Below are 13,964 nucleotides of genomic sequence, written 5' to 3' on the forward strand. Positions count from 1 at the left end.
ATTACGCTGAATGGTCGTCCGGATATTCACGGATGAAGCGTTCAACGTCGCCCACCATTGCGTCGTTGCCGCAGAAAAACGGGCAGCGCTGGTGCAGCGTTTCTGGCTGGATGTCGAGGATGCGATTAGCACCATCGCTGGCTTTACCGCCCGCTTGCTCCGCCAGGAAGGCCATTGGGTTGCATTCGTACAGCAGACGCAGCTTACCTTTCGGATGGCTGGCGGTGCTGGGGTAAAGGTAGATGCCGCCTTTTAGCAGGTTACGGTGGAAATCGGCCACCAGTGAACCAATGTAGCGCGAGGTATACGGGCGCTTGGTGGCGATATCTTCTTCCTGACAGAACTTCAGGTATTTCTTCACGCCCTGCGGGAAGCGAATGTAGTTACCTTCGTTGATTGAGTAGGTGTAACCTTTCTCCGGGAAGGTCATGCGTTCGTGGCTCAGGCAGAACACGCCGAGCGACGGATCGTAAGTAAACGCATGCACGCCCACGCCGGTGGTGTACACCATCATGGTGGAAGAACCGTACGGCACATAGCCCGCCGCAACCTGCTTGTTACCCGGCTGCATGAAGTCGGCTTCGGTGATTGGCGTGCCCGGCTCGCTGATGCGATGGTAGATAGAGAAAATGGTGCCGACGGAAACGTTAACGTCGATGTTTGAAGAACCGTCCAGCGGATCCATTAATACAACGTATTTGCCATTCTCGGAGCCTTCAAAGATGACGAACTCGTCTTCTTCTTCCGACGCGATACCGGCCACCACGCCGCGTGCTTTCAGGGCGGCTTTCAGCTTTTCGTTGGCAAACAGATCAAGCTTCATCTGCTGCTCACCCTGCACGTTTTCCACGCCGCTGGCACCCAGAATATCCACCAGACCCGCTTTGTTGATGTCGCGGTGGATAATTTTAGCGCCAAGCTTAATGGAAGAAATCAGCGCCGTCAGTTCACCTGTGGCGTGTGGAAAGTCGTGTTGCTTCTCGACGATGAATTCGCCTAACGTTTTCATAACACATTCCCTGCATCTACGATGGAGTGGCAGCAGCTGTAACAAGCTACCAACGTATGAGCGCAGTTTAGCCGATTGAACTTTAAAAACCATAGTCCTAATCCGTTTCTTCCCTCTCAACTCGGCGTTACACTGTGCGCCGAACTTTTGAGTAATGGATCTCTTTATGCGTATTCACATCCTCGGGATTTGTGGCACTTTCATGGGCGGACTGGCGATGCTGGCACGCTCGCTGGGACATGACGTTACCGGCTCAGACGCCAATGTCTATCCGCCGATGAGCACGTTGCTGGAGCAGCAAGGCATTGAATTGACAGAAGGTTACGATGCCAGCCAGCTCGATCCGCAACCGGATCTGGTGATCATTGGTAACGCGATGACGCGCGGCAATCCTTGTGTGGAAGCGGTACTGGAACGCAACATTCCTTACCTCTCTGGCCCGCAATGGTTGCACGATTTCGTGCTGCGCGATCGTTGGGTGCTGGCGGTGGCGGGAACCCACGGCAAAACCACCACAGCCGGCATGGCAGCGTGGATTCTCGAGGCCTGCGGCCTGGAACCGGGCTTTATCATCGGTGGTGTGCCAGGAAACTTCGAGGTTTCGGCAAAATTAGGAAAAAGTCCATTCTTCGTCATCGAAGCGGATGAGTACGACAGCGCGTTCTTCGACAAGCGTTCCAAGTTTGTGCATTACTGCCCGCGCACGCTGATCCTCAACAACCTCGAATTCGATCACGCGGATATCTTTGACGATCTGCGCGCTATCCAAAAGCAGTTCCATCACTTGATCCGCATCGTGCCGGGCCAAGGCAAGATCCTGCTGCCGGAGCACGACAACAACATCAAGCAAGTGATGGCGATGGGCTGCTGGAGCGAGCAGGAAACCGTCGGCGATAACGGTCACTGGCAGGCGAAAAAGCTGACGCCGGACTCGTCACATTGGGAGATCTGGCTCGACGGCGAGAAAGTCGGCGAAGTGAATTGGGCGCTGGTGGGCGAGCACAACATGCACAATGGCCTGATGGCGATTGCAGCGGCGCGTCATGTTGGAGTGAAACCGGTGGATGCGGGTGAAGCGCTGAGCAGCTTCATTAATGCCCGTCGTCGTCTCGAACTGCGTGGTGAAGTGAACGCCATCAAGGTGTACGACGATTTTGCTCACCATCCGACGGCGATTCTCGCCACGCTGGCGGCGCTGCGCAGCAAAGTGGGCGGCACGGCACGCATTCTGGCGGTGCTGGAACCGCGTTCAAATACCATGAAGATGGGCGTGAGCAAGAACGAGTTAGCACCATCGCTGGGTCGCGCCGATGAAGTGTTCCTGTTCCAGCCGCACCATATTCCGTGGCAGGTTTCCGATGTCGCCGAGGCGTGCATCCAGCCGGCGCAGTGGAGCGCGGATATCGATACGCTGGTGGAAATGGTGGCGAAGAAAGCCCAGCCAGGTGATTCGATTCTGGTGATGAGTAACGGCGGGTTTGGTGGTATTCACCAGAAACTGCTGGAGCGGTTAGGGCGGTAAATGTGCGGTGGCCATAAATGGCCACCCTACAACGGCACATCGTAGGGTCGGCATTCATGCCGACCTTTTTCATGTCCGCAGCAAACTCAAGCTTCTGCCAGCTCGCGCAGATACTGGAAAATCTGGCGGGCAGATTTTGGTGGCTTATTGGTGGCTTTCTCTTTCTGCGCATTGCGGATCATGCTGCGCAGTTGCTGACGATCGGCGTGCGGATAGAGGTTAAACACCTCAGCGACCGCGTCATCACCTTGCTCGATCAAACGATCGCGCAACATCTCCAGCTTATGGAACAGCGCAACCTGCTGGTTGTGGCGGTTCTTCAGCTTATCCAGCGCCTGGCGAATCGGATCTTCATCGCGGGCACGCAGCATTTTACCAATCAGCTGCAGCTGACGGCGGCGGCCTTCTTTCTTGATGCGCTGCGCCAGTTCAATCGCGTCGCGCAGTTGTTCATCGAGTGGAATCTTGTCCAGGGAGTTTTTCCCCAGATCAACTAACTCGGCGCCAAGGCGTTTCAGCTCTTCGGCATCGCGTTTAATTTCGCTTTTGCTGACCCAGATAATCTCTTCGTCTTCTTCGTCATTATTATCCGGCACATCGTCGAGCCAGTCATCGGGCTGCTTGGTCATCTCTTGGCTCCCAAAAAAAAGAGGCTAATCCTACCAGTTTATCGGGCGACTGCGAAATTGTTCTCTGAGTCTGATAGACTCAAACAATTCATACTTAAGATTAGACGGCAGGTCGATGAACGTATCTACTCAGGTTGCAGAACAACGTAAAGTGTTGGAACAGGCTGTCGCGCAGGCGTTGGAACTGGCAAAAGCCAGCACCGATGGCGCTGAAGTGGCGGTCACGAAAACCACCGGCATCGGCGTCAGTACCCGCTATGGCGAAGTGGAAAACGTCGAATTCAACAGCGATGGTGCGCTCGGCATTACCGTCTACCATCAAAACCGTAAAGGCAGCGCCTCCTCCACCGATCTCAGCCCGGATGCGATCAAACGCACCGTGCAGGCGGCGATCGACATCGCGCGCTACACCTCGGTGGATCCGTTCGGCGCACCGGCCGATCCCGAGCTGCTGGCGTTTGAAGCGCCGGATCTCGATCTCTACCATCCGTGGGAGATCGATGCCGATCGCGCTATCGAACTGGCCGCTCAGGCGGAACAGGCTTCATTACAAGCTGACAAGCGCATCACCAATACCGAAGGCGGCAGCTTCAACAGCCACGTTGGCATCAAAGTGTTCGGCAACAGCCACGGCATGTTGCAGAGCTACTGCTCAAGCCGCCATTCGCTCTCCAGCTGTGTGATTGCCGAGCAAGATGGCAACATGGAACGCGATTACGCGTACACCATTGGCCGCTCATTTGACGATCTGAAAAGCGCCGATTGGGTCGGAGCCGAGTGCGCCCGCCGCGTGCTGGCACGTCTGGCACCGCGCAAGCTCTCGACCATGAAAGCGCCGGTGATTTTCGCGCCGGAAGTGGCGACCGGTTTGTTTGGTCATCTGGTCGGCATGATCAGCGGCAGCAGTGTCTACCGCAAATCGACCTTCCTGCTCGATTCGCTGGGTAAGCAGATTCTGCCGGAGTGGCTGACCATCGAAGAGCATCCGCACCTGCTGAAAGGCCTCGCATCCACGCCATTCGACAGCGAAGGCGTGCGCACCCAATCGCGTGACATCATCAAAGATGGCGTGCTGCAGAACTGGCTGTTAACCAGCTATTCGGCGCGCAAGTTGGGTTTGCAGAGCACCGGCCACGCGGGCGGCATCCACAACTGGCGTATTGCCGGTCAGGGCCAAAGCTTTGACGGCATGCTGAAGCAGATGGGCACCGGTTTAGTGGTAACCGAGATGATGGGCTCCAGCATCAACGGTATGACCGGCGACTATTCACGCGGCGCATCCGGTTTCTGGGTGGAAAACGGTGAGATTCAATATCCTGTGAGCGAGATCACAATCGCTGGCAACCTCAAGGATATGTGGCTCAATATGGTAACCGTCGGTAACGACATTGAAACCCGCAGCAATATACAATGCGGTTCGGTGCTGCTGCCGGAGATGAAAATCGCCGGACAATAAGAGTCATCGCTTTCTGAAAGCAGCCCGCAAGGCTGCTTTTTTTTTTGGCCCGACAATAATAAAAGGAAATACCAATGCGTAATAAGCATGTGATTGCAGTGTTGTCGTTATCGCTGTTGTTCTCCTCGGCTAGCGTGTTTGCGGCCGATTTAGAAAAAGATATGGATGCGCTTAAAGATGGTCTGAGCGTGGTGAAGAAAACCTCTGACGCGCAGGAAATGCATACTGCGTTGGGCAAAATGCGTCAGGCGGCGACGGATGCTAAGCAATCCACGCCGGAAAAACTGGAAGGCCAGGCGGCCGATAGCGCGCAGATCAAGGATTATCACGCCGGTCTGGATTCGCTGATTGCCCAGATCGATGTGGTTGATCAGCTGGCGCAAGCCAACAAGCTGGACGAAGCCAAGGCTGAAGCGAAGAAACTGGAAGATATTCGCAACGCCAACCATAAGAAATTCCGCTGATAAACCGGCCAGCCCTGCGGCTGGCCTTATTCCTTCTTGCCTTCTCACCGCTTTACTCCACGTAAATCCATCATTTCTCGCATTTTGTGACCGGTTTCGCACACTTCGTGCGTCCTGAGATCTGGCGCACACTCGCCCGTGGGATTTCCACTTTGAGGTGGAAAAGATGCGTCTCAACAGCCTGCAGCGGAAAGCGTAATTTCTTTTCAACGCGAATTATCTGTAATTGTCCGCTGTAAACAGGAGTAACAAGGTGAGGAGTGAAGCTGTCCCGCTGAAACAGAGCACGCCGGAAGCGATCCAGGCGCTGGCGGATAAGGTGTTAAGCCAAATTGCAGCGATCTACGCCGCGCATCACATCGAAGCCAACGCCGTGCAGCAGCAGATGCTGGCTTCGCATGTCCGGGCGATGGCATCGCGCTCCCTGACGGGCGAAGCGCTGCCGGAAGTAGAAGCTGAGCTGTTTGAAGATATTTCGCCGGAAACCATGGCGCTGGCGCAGCAGGTGGTTGATCTGTTTGGCAATCTGCCAAAAGAGGAAGCCTGGCTGTTATCCGTACATATCGAAGTTGCACGTGCAAACGAAGCTTAAATTTTATGGAATTCAACATGGTAACTGTAGTGATTGGCGATCGTCTGGGTAAAGGTCAGAAAGTGGCTGCGGGCATCGAGAAAGCCGGTGGTCGCGCGGTGGTGGTGCCTGGCGTGGCAGCCGACATGAAGCTGGGCGATGTAATGAAAGCGGAAAACGCTGACTTCGGCATCTCCTTCTGCGGCAGCGGCGGCGCCGGTGCGATTACCGCACAGAACAAATATGGCTACAAAGCTAAACATGGCATGCGTTCGATTGACGAAGGCGTGACCGCCATCAATGAAGGTGCCACCGTGCTGGGCTTCGGCTTTATGGATAAAGAAGAGCTGGGTGAGCGTCTGGTGCAAGCCTGGACTAAAAAACACGGCAGCTAAGTATGAAACAGCAATACGAGACGCAGGTAACGGTGCAGGGCAAAGGCGACAGTAAAGCAAAAGCCTTTGCCGATGCGCTGAGCAAGGTGCAGCAGCAAGTGCTGCGCACCAGCCAAAAGATTCTGTTGCGCATTGAACCCATGGATGTGCGGGTGCTGCGCGCGCAGGAGAGCGTGCGCAAGGAAAAATTCTTGTTCTTCTTCCTCGCGCGTGAGCGACGGAATTACAGCGTTGAGCTGGACATTACCGTCAGCGTCACTGTGATCGACACCGACAAGGTGGACTTCATAGCGACGTAATAAAAATGACAACAAGGGTACGACGACATGTTTTTAATCATTTTGTTTAAGTCGTTAATCATTGGTGGATTGGTTGGCGTCGGGGTGGGAGCGGGCGCAGCGCGCATGTTCCACGCACCGACCACGCAAGGTATGGGCGCATTCCGTACCTTGGGTGAACTCAATTCCTGCGAAGGCGATCCCGCATCGCACTTCTCCTTTGGTCTCGGCTTCTTCTTTAACGCCTGGGCATCATCCGTTGCAGCGGGTTCTTTCACGCAGGACGTCGATCACCGCATTTTGCCGAACTGGGGCGCGGCGGCATTGATGGTGAAAAACCGCAACGTGGCGGAAACGCTGCACAATCCGAAACGCATGGCGATTGCCTGCGGCATCATCGGCATGATTGTGGTGGCCTTCCTTAACAGCACCGCATCTGCCGTTCCGGCGGCCTTGCAGGTCACCGCAGTGAAAGTGCTGGTGCCGGCAGCGAACCTGCTGGTGAACACCGTGATGCCAGTGATCTTCTGGCTGGCAGCGATTGATGCCGGTAAGAAATCTGGCTTCTGGGCCACCATCTTCGGCGGCCTGGCGCAGCTGATCATGGGCAACGCCGTACCGGGTTTGGTGCTGGGTATCCTGATCGGTAAAGGTGTGGAAGAGAGCGGCTGGAACAAAGTCACCAAGGTGATGATGTTTGCCATCGTGCTGCTGTTTGCTTTGAGCGGCTTCTTCCGCGGTTTCGACATGAAACTGCTGCAATCCTTCCAGCTGGGTATTCCGGGCTGGCTGGATATGATCCACAACAGCGTCAGCGGCAAATAAGGAGCCATCAGCATGAACGAAACCGAAAACAAAGGGTTCTGGTACGCCGACTGGTCTTTCCCGATTTTTGTTGGCCTGCTCTCGTCCGGCGTGTTTGCCGGTACGCACATGTATTACCTGTACGGCATTGGTGCTTTTAACGAAGTGGCGTTTGTCTCGATGCTGCGTTCCGGTATGGAAACCGGCGTATACGGCGCGGTAGCGGCATTCGGTGCCAGCTTCCTGTTCGCACGCATTATCGAAGGTTCGCTAGTGGGGATTCTCGATATCGGCGGCGCGATCCAGACCGGCGTAGGCCTTGGCGTGCCAGCGTTGCTGCTAGGTGCGGGCATCGTGTTCCCGGTCGCCAACTTCGCCGCTTCACTGGCCACCGGTTTGGTGGTGGGTTTAGCGATTGGTTATCTGATCATCCTGGCGCGTAAGTTCACCATCAATCAGAGCGACTCAACCTACGGCGCAGACGTAATGATGGGCGCGGGTAACGCATCGGGCCGTTTCCTTGGACCGTTGATTATCTTGTCGGCCATGGCTGCGTCGATTCCGATTGGTCTCGGTTCGCTGGTGGGTGCGTTGTTGTTCTATCTGTGGAATAAGCCGATCACCGGCGGCGCGATTTTAGGCGCGATGGTGTTGGGTGCGATGTTCCCAATCTCTCTCTGATGTTGGACGGTCGCCATGAATGGCGACCCTACACGTAAGGAGTAAGCATGTTTGATCTGATTCTGCGCCGCGCACGCCTGTGCGACGAACAGCTGGTGGATATTGCCATTCAGCACGGCAAAATCGCCGCCGTCGGCGAGGTGAGCGGCCCGGCACAGCAGGAGCGCGATCTTGCGGGACGTTACTACGTCAGCGCTGGGTGGATTGACAGCCACGTGCACTGTTATCCCAAATCCCCAATTTATCACGACGACGCCGACACCATTGGCATGGCGCAAGGCGTCACCACGGTGGTGGATGCTGGCAGCACCGGCGCTGATGACATCGACGACTTTTATCAGCTCACGCGCTCGGCCACCACCGAAGTGCGCGCGCTGATCAACATCTCGCGCACCGGCATTGTGACGCAAAACGAGCTGGCCGATATGGCGCAAATCGATAGCGATGCGGTGGTGCAGGCGGTGAAGCGCCGTCCGGACTTTATCGTCGGCCTGAAAGCGCGCATGAGCAGCAGCGTGGTGGGCGAGAACGGCATTCAGCCGCTGGTGCGGGCCAAGGCGATTCAGCAGGCAGCCGGCAATTTGCCGCTGATGGTGCACATCGGCAACAACCCGCCGGTGCTGGAAGAGATCGCCGATCTGCTGACCTCCGGCGACATCATTACGCACTGCTTTAACGGCAAGCCGAATCGTATCTTGTCGCCGCAGGGCGAGCTGAAAGCGGCGGTGAAAAATGCCATCGCGCGCGGCGTGAAGCTGGATATCGGCCACGGCGGCGCCAGCTTCAGTTTTGAGGTGGCGCGTCAGGCGATCGCGCAGGGCATTCTGCCCGACACCATCAGCTCCGACATTTACTGCCGTAACCGCATCAATGGCCCGGTACATAGCCTGGCGCACGTGATGTCGAAATTCTTCAGCATTGGCATGACGCTGCCGCAAATCATCGAGTGCGTCACCGTTAATGCCGCTGCAGGCCTGCGTCTGGCGGGCAAAGGGCGCTTAACCGCCGGTTATGACGCCGACCTGACCATTTTTACCGTCAAAGAGGAAGCCCGCCCGTTCGTCGATGCTGAAGGCGAACAGGTTTTGGGTCAGCAACACATTTTGCCGCAGGCCGTGGTTATCGCCGGTCACTGGCATCTGACTGATGAAGGGAAAGCCAATCATGTCTTCAATTTATGAAAAATATGACCTGAAGCAGGTCATCAACGCCTCGGGCCGCATGACCATTCTCGGCGTTTCCACGCCGTCTTCGGATGTGGTGGATACCGTCAGCTACGGTCTGAATCACTACTTCGAAATGAAAGATCTGGTCAACAAGACCGGCGCTTACATTGCCAAACTGCTGGACGTGGAAAGCGCGGTGGTAGTGTCCTGCGCCTCGGCGGGCATTGCGCAGAGCGTGGCGGCGGTGATTGTGAAAGATAACGACTGGCTGCTGGAGAATTTGCACGCCGCGCCGCTCAGCGTGCCGCACGATATCGTGGTGCCAAAAGGGCATAACGTGAACTTCGGCGCACCGGTGGGCAGCATGGTGGCGCTCGGCGGCGGTCGTTTGATCGAGGCCGGTTACAGCAACGAATGTTCGCCAGAGCAGCTGGCGGCGGCGATCACGCCGACCACGGCGGCGCTGATGTACATCAAATCGCATCACTGCGTGCAGAAAAGCCATCTCAGCGTGGAGCAGGCGGCGGTTGTGGCGCGCAAACACGGCATTCCATTGATCGTCGATGCAGCAGCAGAAGAGGATTTGCAGTGCTACTACCAAATGGGCGCGGATCTGGTGATTTACAGCGGTGCCAAGGCGATTGAAGGGCCGACCAGCGGTTTAGTGATTGGCCGTACGCAATACGTTGAGTGGGTGAAGCGTCAGAGCAACGGCATTGGCCGCGCGATGAAAGTCGGCAAAGAGAGCATTCTTGGCCTGACGCAGGCGATTGAAAACTATCTGGTGCAGCCAAAAACCACCGGCGCTGAGATGGTCGCCAACATGACGCCTTTCATCGATAACCTCAACACGCTGGACGGCGTCAGCGCGCGTGTGGTGTGGGATGCGGCGGGACGCGATATTGCGCGTGCCGAAATCAAGTTTGATGAAGCGATCACCGGCTGGCCGACCGGCGAACTGGTGCAGGCGCTGAAAACCGGCGACATCGCTATCTATTTCCGTGGCTACAAAGCCAATGAAGGCATTATCGAAGCCGATGTGCGCAGCGTTAGCGCCGATCAGCTGCACATCATCTTTAGCGCTATTCAGGCGTTGATCAGCGGAGGAAAACGCGCATGAGTCTGAACCCGAATTTCTATCAGGATCGCCTGTGCCTTAACGTGCTGGCGGGTTCGAAACAGAACGCCAAAGCGATCTGGCAGGCGGCTGAAGGCCATGTGCTGGTGGGTGTGTTGTCAAAAAACTACGCCAGCAATGAAGACGCCATTGCCGATATGCGCGAGTATGCGGCGCTGATCGACAATGCCCTGTCGGTGGGGTTGGGCGCGGGCGATCCGAACCAGTCAGCGATGGTGAGTGAGATCTCGGCGGTGCTGCAACCGCAGCACGTCAATCAGGTATTCACCGGCGTGGCGACCAGCCGTGCGCTGCTCGGCCAGAACCAAACCGTGGTGAATGGTTTGATTTCACCCACCGGCACGCCGGGCCTTGTGAAAATCTCCACCGGACCGCGCAGCGCAAAGAACGCCGAAGCGATTGTGCCGATCGACAGCGCCATCGCCATGTTGCAGGACATGGGCGGCAGCTCGGTGAAATACTTCCCGATGGGCGGCCTGAAAGCGGTGAATGAGTATCGTGCGGTGGCGGAAGCCTGCGCGCGTCACGACTTCTGGCTGGAACCCACCGGCGGCATCGATCTCAACAACTTCGAAGAGATTGTGCGTATTGCGCTCGATGCAGGCGTTAGCAAAGTGATCCCGCACGTCTACAGTTCGATTATCGATAGCGCAAGCGGCGACACGCGCATTGACGATGTGCGTCAGCTTCTGGCAACGTGCAAGAAACTGCTGTAACAAATGAGTAACAGGTGAGGCTCCGTGAGATTTCCCAATCAGCGTCTGACTCAGCTTTTCGCTGCGCTGCAAAATGAAACGCTGCCGCAGGATGAGCTGGCACGCCGCTTTTCCGTTTCAACGCGCACGGTGCGCACCGATATCACCGCGCTGAACGCGCTGCTGGAACAGCATGGCGCGCAGTTTGTGCTGGCGCGCGGCGCGGGATATCAACTCAAAATTGATGATGCGGCGCGCTTTGGCCGCTTACAGCAAGAGAGCGCCACGCCGCTGCGCGTGCCGCGTACCTCACAGGAGCGCGTGCGCTATCTGCTGACGCGTTTTCTGACGGCGGCGTATTCGATCAAGCTGGAAGACCTGTCGGAAGAGTGGTTTGTCAGCCGCGCCACGCTGCAAAGCGATATGGCGATCGTTCGCGAATGGCTGGGCCGCTATCACCTTAATATCGAAACCAAACCGCATTACGGCATGAAGCTGTTTGGCAGCGAGGCGGCGATCCGCACCTGCTTAACCGACCTGCTGTGGCAGATCGATCAGGAGACGCCGGACAGCCCGCTGCTGACGGTAGAAGCGCTGCACAGCGGCATTCTGGCGCAGCTCGAACCTTTGCTGCAACAGTGCTTCGCCCAGCACGCCATTCGCCTCAGCGATGAAGGCGATCGCTATCTGCAAATCTACTGCGCGGTGGCGGTACGACGCATCAGCGAAGGCTTCCCGCTCAACGATCCCGGCGCCGAAGATGTCGGCGATGAAGTGCGCGAGGCGGCGCACGACCTGATCAACCTGATGCGTCCGCTGGTCGGCAAACCGATTTCACAGGCGGAAGAGAACTGGCTGCGGGTCAACATCGCCGCGCGCCAGATTCAGGCGCTGGCACCCAGCACCATTAACGCCGACGACGCCGATGCGCTGGTCGATTACCTGCTGAACTACATCAACACCCATTACAACTATCGGCTGCAGCACGACGAACAGCTGCGCGCCGATCTGCTCACCCATATCAAAACCATGATCACGCGGGTGCGCTACCAAATTCACATCCCCAATCCGCTGTTAAGCAACATCAAGCAGCACTATCCAATGGCCTACGATGTGACGCTGGCGGCTGTTACCAACTGGGGTAAATACACGCCTTACACCATCAGTGAGAACGAGATCGGCTTTTTGGTGTTGCACATCGGCGTCGGACTGGAGAGGCATTACGACGTTGGCTATCAACGCCATCCGCAAGTGCTGCTGGTGTGCGACAGTGGCAACTCCACGCTGCGCATGATTGAGGCGCTGCTGCTGCGCAAATATCCGCAGCTAGTGGTCACGGCGCGGCTGTCGCAGCGCGACTATGAACTGCGCGAGCATATTGATGAAGATTTTGTCATCTCCACCGCCCGATTGAGTGAGAAGAACAAGCCGATTGCGGTGATGTCGCCATTCCCAACCGAGTTCCAGCTGGAGCAGCTCGGCAAGCTGGTGCTGGTGGATCGCACGCGCCCTTACATGCTGGAGAAGTACTTCGACGCGCAGCACTTTATGGTGCTGGATAAGCCGATGGCGCAGTCGGATCTGTTCCGTCTGCTGTGCGATCAGCTGGAGAGCGAAGGTTTTGTCGATGCGGATTTCTATCCGTCGGTCGAGGAGCGCGAAGCGATTGTCAGCACCCTGCTCGGCGAAGGCATCGCGCTGCCACATTCACTGGGCTTGCTGGCGCAGAAAACCGTGGTCTACACGGTGCTGGCACCGCATGGCGTAAGCTGGGGCGAGGAAACGGCGTCGGTGATTTTCCTGCTGGCGATCAGCAAGAGTGAATACGAAGAGGCGATGGCGATTTACGATCTGTTCGTCACCTTCCTGCGCGAAAGAGCGATGACGCGACTGCGCGATTGCGCGGATTTTGTCAGTTTTAAAGCGGTGGCGATCGATTGTTTGAGTCGGTTGTAGGGTTTGTGCGCGCTGTCCCCCATCCCGGCCTTCCCCCGCAAGCGGGGGAAGGAGATGCTGCCACATGCAGCTCCATCACTGGCATATGGCAGCATCTTCCTCCCAAATGCAGCTTCATCACTGACATGTGGCAGCATCTTCCTCCCCCATTTATGGGGGAGGACCGAGGTGGGGGACTGCGTGTGCAGAATCTACCCGCGCTTCGCCAACAACCTCGGAATCTCACGCAAACACCAGGCTTTGGCTTCGCCCATACTGTCGCGGCGCCACGCCATAATAATATCCACTTCGCGCGTATACTCGGCGCTAACCACGCGTAAACGACCTTCAGCGATATCCTGCTCCACCATCGGATACGGCATGGTCGCCACACCCAAACCGGCCAGCAGCGCGCGGCGTTTATCATCCATGCTGCTTACCGTCAGACGCTGCTGCTTATCCAGCAACTGCACCGTCAGCACCGGACGCTCGCGCGCGGTATCTGCCACCGCGATGCCGCGATACTTCACGCGTGTCACTTCTGATAGCGGCTCAGCTTCCTGATGAATTGGATGGTCCGGGCTGGCAACATAGACGCTCATAATGCTGTACAGCTTGCGGGTGTTGATTTCGGTGGAGGCGCGGAAGTGCATATCGGGCGCAATCACGATATCGGCACGACCCTGTTCCAGCCGCTCCCAGGCACCGGCTAACACTTCCGTGATCAGCGAAATCTGCGTATTGGCTTTTTCTGACAGCTTCTCAACCAGCGGGAACAAACGCTCGGTAGGAACCAGCGCCTCGGCAACAATGGTGAGATGCGTTTCCCAACCGCGCGCCAGCGCTTCGGCATCGGTGGTGAGTTTATCGGCGGCTTCCAGCAGCACGCGGCCACGCTCCAGCAGCATACGGCCCACGTTGGTGAACTTGGTGCGGTGGCCGGAGCGGTCAAACAGCACCACATCCAGCTCCTCTTCCAGCTTCTGCATGGTGTAACTCAGCGCGGAAGGGACGCGACCCAGTTCATCGGCCGCGGCGGCAAAGCTGCCACGACGGTCAATAGCATCCATCACACGTAAAGCTTCGAGGGTTAACGCGCGGTCTTTTGCCATGCCGATTCTCTGTCAGTAAATTTGAACATGCCAGGCAGATTAACTGGCTTACAATCCGGCGTCCAGACTTTTACCATGATCCCATCAAGCCTGCGGTCGAATCTCACCG

15 protein-coding genes are annotated in these 13,964 nt (G+C 56.7%); 12 read left to right on the forward strand and 3 right to left on the reverse strand.

Going from position 1 to position 13,964, the window contains the following annotated elements; all coding sequences use genetic code 11:
- Window position 1 precedes the first annotated feature (1 nt).
- The gene (fbp, locus tag RTM06_RS00065) at window positions 2-1,009 is read right to left on the reverse strand and encodes a class 1 fructose-bisphosphatase (RefSeq protein WP_312179017.1); all 1,008 of its coding nucleotides are present in this window, start codon (window positions 1,007-1,009) and stop codon (window positions 2-4) included.
- A gap of 166 nt (window positions 1,010-1,175) precedes the next feature.
- On the opposite strand from fbp, the gene mpl reads away from it, so the two are divergent.
- Entirely contained in the window at window positions 1,176-2,531 is a 1,356-nt protein-coding gene (mpl, locus tag RTM06_RS00070; RefSeq protein WP_265298699.1) for a UDP-N-acetylmuramate:L-alanyl-gamma-D-glutamyl-meso-diaminopimelate ligase, read from the forward strand.
- Window positions 2,532-2,617: 86 nt separating this feature from the next.
- Here mpl and yjgA read toward each other — a convergent pair whose 3' ends face one another.
- On the reverse strand, window positions 2,618-3,160 hold the full coding sequence (gene yjgA, locus RTM06_RS00075) for a ribosome biogenesis factor YjgA (RefSeq protein WP_154154971.1): 543 nt from the start codon (window positions 3,158-3,160) through the stop codon (window positions 2,618-2,620).
- 115 nt (window positions 3,161-3,275) lie between these two features.
- On the opposite strand from yjgA, the gene pmbA reads away from it, so the two are divergent.
- The 11 genes from pmbA to RTM06_RS00130 all read left to right on the forward strand — a co-directional run bounded on the left by pmbA (window position 3,276) and on the right by RTM06_RS00130 (window position 12,764).
- The gene (pmbA, locus tag RTM06_RS00080; RefSeq protein WP_293798220.1) at window positions 3,276-4,616 is read left to right on the forward strand and encodes a metalloprotease PmbA; all 1,341 of its coding nucleotides are present in this window, start codon (window positions 3,276-3,278) and stop codon (window positions 4,614-4,616) included.
- Window positions 4,617-4,690: 74 nt separating this feature from the next.
- On the forward strand, window positions 4,691-5,080 hold the full coding sequence (gene cybC / locus RTM06_RS00085) for a cytochrome b562 (protein WP_061720170.1): 390 nt from the start codon (window positions 4,691-4,693) through the stop codon (window positions 5,078-5,080).
- 253 nt (window positions 5,081-5,333) lie between these two features.
- Window positions 5,334-5,672 (forward strand): glycine dehydrogenase, encoded by a 339-nt coding sequence (locus tag RTM06_RS00090; RefSeq protein WP_008103555.1) that lies wholly within the window; start codon window positions 5,334-5,336, stop codon window positions 5,670-5,672.
- A 17-nt stretch (window positions 5,673-5,689) separates the two neighbouring features.
- Window positions 5,690-6,046 (forward strand): SFCGS family glycine-rich protein, encoded by a 357-nt coding sequence (locus RTM06_RS00095; protein ID WP_008103553.1) that lies wholly within the window; start codon window positions 5,690-5,692, stop codon window positions 6,044-6,046.
- Window positions 6,047-6,048: 2 nt separating this feature from the next.
- The gene (locus tag RTM06_RS00100) at window positions 6,049-6,345 is read left to right on the forward strand and encodes a DUF4312 family protein (protein ID WP_256697562.1); all 297 of its coding nucleotides are present in this window, start codon (window positions 6,049-6,051) and stop codon (window positions 6,343-6,345) included.
- A gap of 27 nt (window positions 6,346-6,372) precedes the next feature.
- The gene (locus RTM06_RS00105; RefSeq protein ID WP_007892190.1) at window positions 6,373-7,149 is read left to right on the forward strand and encodes a DUF4311 domain-containing protein; all 777 of its coding nucleotides are present in this window, start codon (window positions 6,373-6,375) and stop codon (window positions 7,147-7,149) included.
- A 12-nt stretch (window positions 7,150-7,161) separates the two neighbouring features.
- Window positions 7,162-7,809 carry a DUF4310 family protein gene (locus tag RTM06_RS00110; RefSeq protein ID WP_008103548.1) on the forward strand — a complete coding sequence of 216 codons (648 nt, stop codon included), beginning with the start codon at window positions 7,162-7,164 and terminating at the stop codon, window positions 7,807-7,809.
- 47 nt (window positions 7,810-7,856) lie between these two features.
- Window positions 7,857-8,990 carry an amidohydrolase/deacetylase family metallohydrolase gene (locus tag RTM06_RS00115; protein ID WP_312179028.1) on the forward strand — a complete coding sequence of 378 codons (1,134 nt, stop codon included), beginning with the start codon at window positions 7,857-7,859 and terminating at the stop codon, window positions 8,988-8,990.
- Window positions 8,974-10,095 carry a DgaE family pyridoxal phosphate-dependent ammonia lyase gene (locus tag RTM06_RS00120; RefSeq protein ID WP_312179030.1) on the forward strand — a complete coding sequence of 374 codons (1,122 nt, stop codon included), beginning with the start codon at window positions 8,974-8,976 and terminating at the stop codon, window positions 10,093-10,095. The genes RTM06_RS00115 and RTM06_RS00120 overlap by 17 nt, the downstream gene beginning before the upstream one ends.
- Window positions 10,092-10,829: a 2-dehydro-3-deoxy-phosphogluconate aldolase gene (dagF, locus tag RTM06_RS00125; RefSeq protein WP_312179032.1), complete on the forward strand. Its 738-nt coding sequence runs from the start codon at window positions 10,092-10,094 to the stop codon at window positions 10,827-10,829. The genes RTM06_RS00120 and dagF overlap by 4 nt, the downstream gene beginning before the upstream one ends.
- Window positions 10,830-10,853: 24 nt before the next feature.
- A complete protein-coding gene (locus tag RTM06_RS00130; RefSeq protein WP_312179034.1) occupies window positions 10,854-12,764 on the forward strand; it encodes a BglG family transcription antiterminator in 1,911 nt (636 codons plus the stop codon).
- Window positions 12,765-12,955: 191 nt separating this feature from the next.
- On the opposite strand, the gene RTM06_RS00135 is transcribed toward RTM06_RS00130, so the two are convergent.
- The gene (locus RTM06_RS00135) at window positions 12,956-13,855 is read right to left on the reverse strand and encodes a LysR family transcriptional regulator (protein WP_008103540.1); all 900 of its coding nucleotides are present in this window, start codon (window positions 13,853-13,855) and stop codon (window positions 12,956-12,958) included.
- Window positions 13,856-13,964 lie beyond the last annotated feature (109 nt).

Origin of the sequence: Pantoea sp. CTOTU46764, assembly GCF_031974595.1 — a bacterium.
Taxonomy (GTDB): Bacteria; Pseudomonadota; Gammaproteobacteria; order Enterobacterales; family Enterobacteriaceae; genus Pantoea; species Pantoea trifolii.

Coding starts and splice junctions, on each gene's coding strand:
- RTM06_RS00095 (WP_008103553.1), top strand. CDS start 5,690: ATGGTAACTGTAGTGATTGGCGATCGTCTGGGTAAAGGTCAGAAAGTG.
- RTM06_RS00115 (WP_312179028.1), top strand. CDS start 7,857: ATGTTTGATCTGATTCTGCGCCGCGCACGCCTGTGCGACGAACAGCTG.
- fbp (WP_312179017.1), bottom strand. CDS start 1,009: ATGAAAACGTTAGGCGAATTCATCGTCGAGAAGCAACACGACTTTCCA.
- RTM06_RS00105 (WP_007892190.1), top strand. CDS start 6,373: ATGTTTTTAATCATTTTGTTTAAGTCGTTAATCATTGGTGGATTGGTT.
- RTM06_RS00110 (WP_008103548.1), top strand. CDS start 7,162: ATGAACGAAACCGAAAACAAAGGGTTCTGGTACGCCGACTGGTCTTTC.
- mpl (WP_265298699.1), top strand. CDS start 1,176: ATGCGTATTCACATCCTCGGGATTTGTGGCACTTTCATGGGCGGACTG.
- pmbA (WP_293798220.1), top strand. CDS start 3,276: ATGAACGTATCTACTCAGGTTGCAGAACAACGTAAAGTGTTGGAACAG.
- yjgA (WP_154154971.1), bottom strand. CDS start 3,160: ATGACCAAGCAGCCCGATGACTGGCTCGACGATGTGCCGGATAATAAT.
- dagF (WP_312179032.1), top strand. CDS start 10,092: ATGAGTCTGAACCCGAATTTCTATCAGGATCGCCTGTGCCTTAACGTG.
- cybC (WP_061720170.1), top strand. CDS start 4,691: ATGCGTAATAAGCATGTGATTGCAGTGTTGTCGTTATCGCTGTTGTTC.
- RTM06_RS00120 (WP_312179030.1), top strand. CDS start 8,974: ATGTCTTCAATTTATGAAAAATATGACCTGAAGCAGGTCATCAACGCC.
- RTM06_RS00100 (WP_256697562.1), top strand. CDS start 6,049: ATGAAACAGCAATACGAGACGCAGGTAACGGTGCAGGGCAAAGGCGAC.
- RTM06_RS00135 (WP_008103540.1), bottom strand. CDS start 13,855: ATGGCAAAAGACCGCGCGTTAACCCTCGAAGCTTTACGTGTGATGGAT.